The organism is Asticcacaulis solisilvae, from assembly GCF_017875235.1.
Taxonomy (GTDB): domain Bacteria; phylum Pseudomonadota; class Alphaproteobacteria; order Caulobacterales; family Caulobacteraceae; genus Asticcacaulis; species Asticcacaulis solisilvae_A.
The window spans coordinates 668153-676839 of record NZ_JAGGMI010000001.1; the positions used below are offsets into that span (position 1 = coordinate 668153).

At 61.4% G+C, this 8687-nt stretch carries 11 protein-coding genes; 9 read left to right on the forward strand and 2 right to left on the reverse strand.

Annotated elements, in window-relative coordinates:
• The first annotated feature begins 32 nt into the window (after positions 1 to 32).
• Entirely contained in the window at positions 33 to 446 is a 414-nt protein-coding gene (locus J2X24_RS22465) for a hypothetical protein (RefSeq protein WP_245344383.1), read from the forward strand.
• A complete protein-coding gene (locus tag J2X24_RS03050; protein ID WP_310002385.1) occupies positions 332 to 1156 on the forward strand; it encodes a PA0069 family radical SAM protein in 825 nt (274 codons plus the stop codon). The genes J2X24_RS22465 and J2X24_RS03050 overlap by 115 nt, the downstream gene beginning before the upstream one ends.
• On the opposite strand, the gene J2X24_RS03055 is transcribed toward J2X24_RS03050, so the two are convergent.
• Positions 1145 to 2008 carry an alpha/beta hydrolase gene (locus J2X24_RS03055; RefSeq protein WP_209716331.1) on the reverse strand — a complete coding sequence of 288 codons (864 nt, stop codon included), beginning with the start codon at positions 2006 to 2008 and terminating at the stop codon, positions 1145 to 1147. The genes J2X24_RS03050 and J2X24_RS03055 overlap by 12 nt on opposite strands.
• A gap of 153 nt (positions 2009 to 2161) precedes the next feature.
• Between J2X24_RS03055 and J2X24_RS03060 the strand changes: the two genes are divergently transcribed.
• From J2X24_RS03060 to J2X24_RS03075, 4 genes are read left to right on the forward strand one after another with little or no spacing between them, the layout of a single operon-like run.
• Positions 2162 to 3385, forward strand: a complete 1224-nt coding sequence (locus J2X24_RS03060) for an acyltransferase family protein (RefSeq protein WP_209716335.1) — start codon at positions 2162 to 2164, stop codon at positions 3383 to 3385.
• Positions 3385 to 4089 (forward strand): hypothetical protein, encoded by a 705-nt coding sequence (locus tag J2X24_RS03065; RefSeq protein ID WP_245344384.1) that lies wholly within the window; start codon positions 3385 to 3387, stop codon positions 4087 to 4089. Before J2X24_RS03060 ends, J2X24_RS03065 begins: the two co-directional genes overlap by 1 nt.
• Positions 4076 to 4687 carry a hypothetical protein gene (locus J2X24_RS03070; RefSeq protein ID WP_209716338.1) on the forward strand — a complete coding sequence of 204 codons (612 nt, stop codon included), beginning with the start codon at positions 4076 to 4078 and terminating at the stop codon, positions 4685 to 4687. Before J2X24_RS03065 ends, J2X24_RS03070 begins: the two co-directional genes overlap by 14 nt.
• Positions 4688 to 4689: 2 nt before the next feature.
• Entirely contained in the window at positions 4690 to 4989 is a 300-nt protein-coding gene (locus tag J2X24_RS03075; RefSeq protein ID WP_209716341.1) for a winged helix-turn-helix domain-containing protein, read from the forward strand.
• Positions 4990 to 5458: 469 nt separating this feature from the next.
• Here the strand turns inward: J2X24_RS03075 and J2X24_RS03080 are convergent, their stop codons facing one another.
• Complete coding sequence (locus J2X24_RS03080; protein WP_209716344.1) at positions 5459 to 5809, reverse strand: hypothetical protein; 351 nt, start codon at positions 5807 to 5809, stop codon at positions 5459 to 5461.
• A gap of 90 nt (positions 5810 to 5899) precedes the next feature.
• Between J2X24_RS03080 and J2X24_RS03085 the strand changes: the two genes are divergently transcribed.
• From J2X24_RS03085 to kdsA, 3 genes are read left to right on the forward strand one after another with little or no spacing between them, the layout of a single operon-like run.
• Positions 5900 to 6883, forward strand: a complete 984-nt coding sequence (locus tag J2X24_RS03085; protein WP_209716346.1) for a KpsF/GutQ family sugar-phosphate isomerase — start codon at positions 5900 to 5902, stop codon at positions 6881 to 6883.
• Position 6884: 1 nt separating this feature from the next.
• On the forward strand, positions 6885 to 7667 hold the full coding sequence (locus J2X24_RS03090) for a 3-deoxy-manno-octulosonate cytidylyltransferase (RefSeq protein ID WP_209716349.1): 783 nt from the start codon (positions 6885 to 6887) through the stop codon (positions 7665 to 7667).
• Positions 7667 to 8515 carry a 3-deoxy-8-phosphooctulonate synthase gene (gene kdsA, locus J2X24_RS03095; RefSeq protein ID WP_209716352.1) on the forward strand — a complete coding sequence of 283 codons (849 nt, stop codon included), beginning with the start codon at positions 7667 to 7669 and terminating at the stop codon, positions 8513 to 8515. Before J2X24_RS03090 ends, kdsA begins: the two co-directional genes overlap by 1 nt.
• The last annotated feature ends 172 nt before the right edge of the window (positions 8516 to 8687 follow it).

The window sequence follows — 8687 nt, forward strand, 5'->3', positions numbered from 1 at the left end:
ATTTGTTCCGGTCGAGATTTTAGCCTTGCGCCATGCCCAAGGCCGTCACCCACCATCCCGAAGTCAACGACGACAATGCCGTCCTCAAGCGCACACACAAGGGGCGCGGCGCGGCGTCAAACCGGCCGAGCCAGCGCTTCCATGCCGCCGACAGATACGATGTGCACGACGGCTGGGACGATGGCTGGACGCACGAGGACCGGCGGCAGCTTGAACGGCGCAAGACGACCTTAAGCATCGACACGGCGCGCAGCATCATCAGCCGCAACACCTCGCCTGATGTCGGTTTCAGCCAGTCGATCAATCGTACAGGGGTTGCGAACATGGCTGCATCTACTGTTTCGCCCGGCCGAGCCACGCGTTCCTCGACCTGTCGCCAGGGCTCGACTTCGAAACACGCATCTTCCGCAAGCCCGATGCTGCGAAATTGCTGCGCGAAGAACTGATGGCGCCGAAGTACAAGGCCGCGCCCATGGTGCTGGGCATCAATACCGATGCCTACCAGCCGGTCGAGCGCACCGAAAAGATCACCCGGTCGTGCCTCGAAGTCCTGCTCGACCTGCGCCATCCGATCAGCCTGATCACCAAGTCGGCCCTGATCCTGCGCGACCTCGATCTGCTGGTGCCGATGGCCGCCATGAAGCTTGTCAGCGTCACCCTGTCGGTCACCACGCTCGATCGCGACATCGCGCGTGTCATGGAGCCGCGCGCCGCCACGCCCCAGCGCCGCATCGACACCATTCGCGCCGTTAATGCGGCCGGCGTGCCCGTGGGCGTGCTGGCGGCGCCGCTGGTTCCCGGCCTGACCTGCCACGAACTGGAAAACATACTGAAAGCCGCCGCCGAGGCCGGCGCCGGACGCGCCGGCTACACGCTGGTTCGCCTGCCGTATGAAATCAAGATCCTGTTCGAGGAATGGCTGCGCGAGCACTTTCCCGATCGGGCGCAAAAGGTGCTCAACCACATCCGCGAGATTCGCGGCGGCAAGCTCAACGACTCGGCGTTCGGCCAGCGCATGAGCGGCACCGGCGTCCACGCCGCCCTGATCGCCAAACGCTTCGACGTCGCCGTGCGCAAGTATGGCCTCGACCAGTGGACTTTTGAGAAGGATTTCAGCCTGTTTCGCGGCGGCGACCGCCAGCTGTCACTCTTCTGAGTCGGGCGCGTACGGGACCGGCTTGAGGCCAAGAAACGTCCAGTAACGCACATAGGCGCCGTCGCGCGTCAGCGTATTGTGCTCCGAACCCGGCATGCGGATAAAGGTCTTGGGCTGATTGGCCAGGGCAAACAGCCGCTCGCCGTGATGGAACGGGACCACAGTGTCGCGATCGCCATGGATGATCAGCAGCGGCATGTGGACGTCCTTGATGCGTTCATGGCTGCGGAACTGATCCTTCATCAGCCATGACACCGGCACGAAGGGATAGCGTTCGGACGCCACGTCGACCGTGGCGGTAAACGGCGCTTCCAGGATAAGCGCGCGCGCCGGGCGCTGGGTCGCCACATAGGTCGCGACACCCGTGCCCAGCGAATGGCCGTGGATGACGATGTCCTCAGGCTTGTAACCCTGCGCCTTCAGCCAGTCATAGGCCGCCACGCCGTCGGTGAACAGGCCCTGTTCGGTGGGCTTGCCGGTCGAGTTGGAATAGCCGCGATAGGAGACCGCCAGGTAGCCGACGCCTTGCTTGTGCATACGGATATAGCGCCATTTGCCCAGGTCGAGCGTGCCGCCCTGGCCGTGAAAGAACAGGAAGACCGGCTGTCCCGGTTGCGGCGGCTCGAACCATGCATTCAGCTTTTCGCCGTCCGGGGTAAGGAGCGTAACTTCCTTTATCGGCAATCCGCCAGTGTCGCGCGTCGCCGGCACCGGCTTGATTGTATAGAGGATGTTGCGCTGGTTGACATAGAGATAGCCGACCGCCGCCAGGTAGGCGATGGCGAAGACGGCGGCCAGAACGCCCAGCGCCATCGTCAGACGGCGCACGAAAATATTGCCCCTGGCAGCCATTCTTACCCTCCCCGCATCGCGATTTCCCTTCTGTAGCAGAGGTTTGTGACGGCGAAAACCACGACATCGTCAAACCAGTTTACAAAACAAACTAGTTGGCGTATATCGTCGTTATCGGACGTGATGTCCGTCATGGAAACAGGAGAGACCGCCATGACCACTTCAGTTGAGAGTACAGGAGGGCGCTGGCACGACCTCGACGCCGTCCGCGCATTTGCCCTGTTGCTGGGCATCGCATTTCACGGCGTCATGTCGTTCATGGAGCCGCGTTTCTGGATCGTCGGCGACGCCGTCACCGACCCCGGCGCCAACCTGGCCTTCTACGTCATCCATATCTTCCGGATGACGACCTTCTTTGTCCTGGCCGGCTTCTTCGCCCGCCTGCTGCTGCAAAAGCGCGACGGCAATGTCGGCGCCTTCCTTGGCAATCGCTTGAAGCGCGTCGGCATTCCGCTGGTCGCCTTCTGGCCGGTCGTCTTCGTGGCCATCGTCGCCATCATGATTGTCGCCAATATGCCGGCGCCGGGCACACCCGCAGCCGCAGCCCCGCCCCCACCGCCGCCGGGCTTTACGCTCCAGACCTTTCCGCTGACCCACCTGTGGTTCCTTTATGTCCTGCTGCTGCTCTACGCCGGCGCGGCGGTCGTCAAGATCGTCACCGACGTCACCCGCATCGGCGCGCCACTTGGCCGGATGCTCGACAAATTGACGGGTATGCTGACCAAGGCCGACTTCATCATCCCGGTCCTGGCCCTGCCGCTCTTCGCCGCCTTCTACTTCAATGACGCCTGGAACATGTGGCTGGGCATATTGACACCGGATACGGGCCTGTTTCCCAACACTATGGCGGTCGCCGGCTACACCACCGCCTTTACGTTCGGCTGGTGGCTGCACCGCCGCGCCGACCTGCTCGATCACCTGGCCAGCCGCACCTGGCTCTACGGTATCGCCGCGGCTGTCGGCACCTGGGGTTGCCTGACCCTGAACGGCGGCTCGGCGCCGACCGCCGAACTGGTCAAGGGTTCGGACCATGCCCTCTACTGCATCGCCTATCCCATGACTGCCTGGTCTTACGCCTTCTTCCTGATCGGCGGCGCGCGCATCCTGCTCAAAAACGAGAGTCCGCTGGTCCGTTACCTGTCGGATGCCTCCTACTGGATCTACATCGTCCACATCCCTCTGGTCCTGCTGTTCCAGTACCTGGTGAAGGACTATGACTGGCACATCGCCGCCAAGGTCGCCATTGTCCTGTTCGGCACGCTGTTGACCGGTCTGTTGAGCTACAGCCTGATCGTGCGCTACACTTTCATCGGCACGATTCTCAACGGCCGACGCCGCCGGAAAAAGACGCCGTCCGGCACCCTTCAGGAAGCCTGATGGTCCCTCCGGCTCTCTATCGCCAAAGCGCCTGCGTCGATTTCGACGCGGGCGCTTCCCACAGGAAGACGACGCGCATGAACGCCGAAGCCGAAAACGCCCAGAAGGACTTGGCCTTTCTCAAGGCCCTGGTCAACGAAGGCCCGAAGGCCCAGGCGACTGCCGGGCACGTCTTCATGGTCGCGGGCGTCTGCTATGGTCTGCAATGCGTGCTCTACTGGCTGCAGATCACCTTCAATCTGGCCTGGCCGCCGCTGGTCTTCCTGCTCGTGGGCTTCGGTCCCGTGGTTATTTTTACCGGCTTTATCGTCTGGATGCTGTGGCGTGGCCGCAAGGACAGCCAGCACGGCGTGGCGACGCGCGCCATGAATGCCGCGTTTGGCGGCGCGGGGCTGGCCAATCTCGCCATGTGCGTCGTCTTCGGCTACGTCTCGTCTAGTGAGAAGAACTTCCTGATCTGGCTGCTCTATCCGCCGGTGACCGCGGCCCTGCAGGGCGCCTGCTGGTATGTCGCCTATATGATCCGCAAGAAGCTATGGCTGGGCGCCGTGTCCGCCGGCTGGTTCGCCACCGCCATGGCGCTCGGCTTCCTCATTCGCGACACTGCCAATTACCTTCTGCTGTTGGGTGTCGCACTGTTTGTTCTGATGGTCGCGCCGGGCTATGCGATGACGCGCCAGGGGGACCGTCATGGACATCAATGAAACCCAAAAGGACCTGGCCTTCCTGAAAGGCCTCGTCAACGAAGGCCCCAAGGCGCAAAGATCGGCGGGCGAACTGTTCCTGGTCGGGGGCGTGGTCTACGGGCTGCAGTGCCTGACGAATGCCGTGCCGCTGCTTATGAAACTTGAGCTGCCGTCACTTTTCTATCTCGTCAATGGCATCCTGCCCACCGTCGTTTTCGTCGGCTGGATCATCTGGCTGGCGTGGCGCAACCGCCACGACAAGATGCAGGGCGTCGCGACGCGCGCCATGAACGCAGCCTTCAGCAGCGCCGGCCTCGCCAATCTCAGCATGTGCGTCGCCATCGGCTGGGTGTCGATCACCGAGAACAACTTTCTGATCTGGCTGTTGTACCCTGCCGTCGTCGCGGCCTTGCAGGGCGCATGCTGGTATGTTGCCTACATGATTCGTAAGAAACTTTGGCTGGGCGCCGTCTCTGCCGGCTGGTTCGCCACCTCGATAGCCCTGGGCTTCCTCATCCGCGATACCGGCAGCTACCTGCTGGTGTTCACGGCCGCCATGTTCGTTCTGATGGCCGCGCCCGGCTATGTCATGATGCAGCACAGTAAGGCCGACTGACCATGGCCGCGTTCGACATCAATCGCCTGGACGACGCCATCCACGGCCGCATGCGGCTGGGGATCATGGCGTATCTGGCGGATGCCGAAGCGGCCGATTTCAACGAGTTGAAGGACCTGCTCGACGCGACACAGGGCAATTTGTCGGTCCACCTGCGCAAGCTGGAGGACGCGGGCTATATCGAGATCGTCAAGAGCTTTCAGGGCCGCAAGCCGCTGACACGCGCGCAAATCACCCCGGCCGGGCGCAAGGCTTTCGCCGACTATCTGGAAGCTCTGTCGAAGCTGGTGGAAAAGCGCTGACGCCGCGCAGCAAAGTCGCGTCAGGTCTGATCATGCCAGACCTGGCGCTTTTTATTCCAGATGTGTGGAATATCAGCCAAACAGCGGCGGATGCGTGGCGGCGAATACGAGCATGGCCAACACCATCCAAAAGACCGACGCGAACGAGAAGGCATAGACCCAACCCATGGGGTTGCTGAGGGTCATGGTTTGGACTTCTTGCACGGACACAGACACGGCAGGTGATGGTTTCATTAGACTCAACGCCCCTTTACTAACGGTGAAGACGTACCTTTTATATGTCTCACCAAACTGGAATTCGCTTCCTCGTTGAAAAGCCTACATCGCAAACGTTTTCGACGCAAGTGTCGATTTCTTTATTTCGCGGTATTCCGCTCCATATGCGGTCTTAATCCCGGAATGTGGCCACAACATGATGTGTTTGCGATGTCCACTGCGTCCAAGCCGGGTCTGAAAATCCTTCCGACCGTCAGTTGCCGGATGGGATCAAACACCACTCATACCTTTGAATTAAAAGAAAATATTTTTCGCGCGCGTATCGCGACCTTGCGTCGCGAACCTGTCCTTTGCCAGCGATTTCTCCGCCCGAATGAAACGCTGCAATGTCGAAAGAACCATCGGTTCCAGCCGCCTCATGGACGTTATTTAGGGCGATAAAAAGCCGATACCGGATGATCTGTATACGTACAGCAAACGCATAAAGCCGATAAAAATGACAGCGGTCGCCAAAAAAGCGCGCCGGTTCAGCCACCCGATTCTTTGCGGTGCGGAAAAATTTGACGTTCCCGACAAATGTAACAACACGGTGAAGTGCGCCCACGCCCAACCTAGGGCCATCGACTCAGGATCAAATCATTGTTCAATGCGGCCGACCTTGCTAAAGGGAGCAGACATTTTCATATGGTACACAATGCGTTCCATACCCAAGCCATCTCCTGACACCCACGCCGACATCCTGGCCACCGGCGCGCGCGTGCTGCGCACCGAAGGCGAGGCCCTGCTGGCCTTCGCGCGAGGCCTGCCCGACAGCTTTGCCGACGCGGTCGAAACCATCCTGGCGTCCAACGGCCGCATCATCCTGTCCGGCATGGGCAAGTCCGGCCACATCGCGCGCAAGATCGCCGCGACCCTGGCCTCGACCGGCACGCCAGCCTATTTCGTCCATCCGGCCGAAGCGTCACATGGCGACCTCGGCATGGTCACGCCGGACGATGTCTGCATCGTCCTCAGCAATTCCGGCGAGACGTCCGAGCTCAGCGACATCATCGCCCATACGCGCCGCTTCAAGATTCCCCTGATCGGCGTCGCGTCGCGCCCGGGCTCAACCCTGCTCAAGGCCGCCGACATCGCCCTGACCTTGCCGAATGCGCCGGAAGCCTGCTCGATCGGCATGGCGCCGACGACCTCGACGACCATGACCCTGGCGCTGGGCGATGCCCTGGCCGTCGCCGTCATGGAAAGGCGCGGCTTCCAGCCGCTCGACTTCAAGGTCTTTCATCCTGGCGGCAAGCTGGGCGCGCAATTACTGCTGGTCAGCGCCCTGATGCACACCGGCGATGCCCTGCCTCTGACGCCCGAACAGACGCCGATGAGCGACACGTTATTAGTAATGACCGCCAAAAGCTTCGGCGTCGTCGGCATTACCGATGCAGCGGGCACACTGACGGGTATCATCACTGACGGCGACCTGCGCCGCAACATGACTGGCCTGATGGAAAAGACGGCCGTGGACGTCATGCACAAGGGGCCCTTGACCATCACGCCCGACGCCTTGGCCGCGGAGGCACTCGGCATCATGAATGCGCGCAAGATCACCTGTCTCTTTGTGGTCGAAGGCGACACGCCCGTCGGTCTGATCCATATCCACGACTGCCTGCGCGCCGGAGTGCAATAGCTTGAAAACCATCATTATCATTCCCGCGCGTTATGCTTCGAGCCGTTATCCCGGCAAGCCTTTGGTCGTGCTGACCGGCAAGGACGGCGTGCCGAAGTCGCTGATCCAGCGGTCCTGGGAAGCCGCCATGGCGGTCAAGGACGTTGCCGCGGTCTATGTCGCGACCGATGACGATCGCATCCGCGAGGCCGCCGAAGCCTTCGGCGCCAAGGTGGTTATGACAGCGGAAAGTTGTGCCAATGGCACCGAGCGCCTGGCCGACGCCTTGTCGAACCTCGATGAAACCGCCGATCTCTATGTCAACCTTCAGGGCGATGCGCCGCTGACGCCGGCCTGGTTCGTCGAAGACCTGATCCGCGAAATGAAAGCCAATCCTGACGTGCAGATGGCGACGCCGGTCCTGCGCTGCGATCACCAGACCCACGCCAACTTCGTCGAGGACCGCCTCAATGGCCGCGTCGGCGGCACGACGGCCGTCTTCGACCGCCACATGAACGCGCTTTATTTTTCCAAGGAAGTCATTCCCTATACGGGCCGCAGCTTCGGTCCCGACGATGTCGTTCCCGTCTTCCACCATGTCGGCGTCTACGCCTACCGTCCCGAAGCGCTCAAGGCCTATGGCTCGTGGCCGGTCGGACCGCTGGAAACGCTGGAAGGACTTGAGCAACTGCGCTTCCTGGAAAACGGCATGCCTATCCGCTGCGTCGAAGTCGACGGCCAGGGCCGCGTCTTCTGGGAGCTGAACAACCCCGTCGACGTCGCTCGAATTGAAAGTGTAATCTGATGTCCATCGCCCCCCAGCACGTCAAAACCCGCATCGTCGAGATCGGCAATATCAAGGTCGGCGGCGACGAGCCCTTCGCCCTGATCGCCGGCCCGTGCCAGATCGAAAGCCTCGATCACGCGCTGATGATGGCCGAGAAGATCGCCGAGGCCTGTGCGCCGACGGGCACGAAGTTCATCTACAAGTCGAGCTATGACAAGGCCAACCGGTCGTCGATCGGTACGGCGCGCGGCATCGGCATCGAAGAAGGTCTCGATATCCTGGCGGCGGTGCGCGACAGGTTCGGCTGCCCGGTCCTGACCGACGTTCACGACGCGCATCAGTGCGAACCCGTCGGCAAGGTTGTCGATGTCGTGCAGATCCCGGCCTTCCTGTGCCGCCAGACCGATCTCTTGCTTGCCGCCGGCGCCACGGGCAAGGCGATCAATGTCAAGAAGGGCCAGTTCCTGGCGCCCTGGGACATGCAGAACGTCGCCAAGAAGATTGCGTCTACCGGCAATGAGAAGATCCTGCTGTGCGATCGCGGCACCTCGTTTGGCTACAATACGCTGGTGACCGATTTCCGCGGCCTGCCGATCATGGCGCAGACGGGCTATCCGATCGTGTTCGACGCGACGCACAGCGTGCAGCAGCCGGGCGGCCAGGGCACCACCTCGGGCGGCCAGCGCGAGTTCGCGCCGATCCTGGCGCGGGCGGCCTGTGCGGTCGGGGTGTCGGCGGTGTTTATCGAGACGCACCAGGACCCGGATCACGCGCCGTCGGACGGTCCGAACATGATCTTCATCGACCAGATGCAAGCGCTGATCGGCACGCTGAGAGCGTTCGACGATTTGGCCAAGGGAAAGTAATGGGGTTTGGGGCCCGTGGCCCCAAGTCTTTTAAAATCAAAGAAAAAGCCTGCCCTTTTGGGGCAGGCTCAGACTGTTGACAAACCCCGTCTTTTTGGCGGGGTTTGTTTTTTGTCCGTTACTTGGGTTTGGGTATTTTTGGATGCCGGAGTTATGCGGCCGTGAGGGTGGG

Coding starts and splice junctions, on each gene's coding strand:
- kdsA (WP_209716352.1), top strand. CDS start 7,667: ATGTCCATCGCCCCCCAGCACGTCAAAACCCGCATCGTCGAGATCGGC.
- J2X24_RS03065 (WP_245344384.1), top strand. CDS start 3,385: ATGGTCCCTCCGGCTCTCTATCGCCAAAGCGCCTGCGTCGATTTCGAC.
- J2X24_RS03055 (WP_209716331.1), bottom strand. CDS start 2,008: ATGGCTGCCAGGGGCAATATTTTCGTGCGCCGTCTGACGATGGCGCTG.
- J2X24_RS03085 (WP_209716346.1), top strand. CDS start 5,900: ATGCGTTCCATACCCAAGCCATCTCCTGACACCCACGCCGACATCCTG.
- J2X24_RS22465 (WP_245344383.1), top strand. CDS start 33: ATGCCCAAGGCCGTCACCCACCATCCCGAAGTCAACGACGACAATGCC.
- J2X24_RS03060 (WP_209716335.1), top strand. CDS start 2,162: ATGACCACTTCAGTTGAGAGTACAGGAGGGCGCTGGCACGACCTCGAC.
- J2X24_RS03075 (WP_209716341.1), top strand. CDS start 4,690: ATGGCCGCGTTCGACATCAATCGCCTGGACGACGCCATCCACGGCCGC.
- J2X24_RS03070 (WP_209716338.1), top strand. CDS start 4,076: ATGGACATCAATGAAACCCAAAAGGACCTGGCCTTCCTGAAAGGCCTC.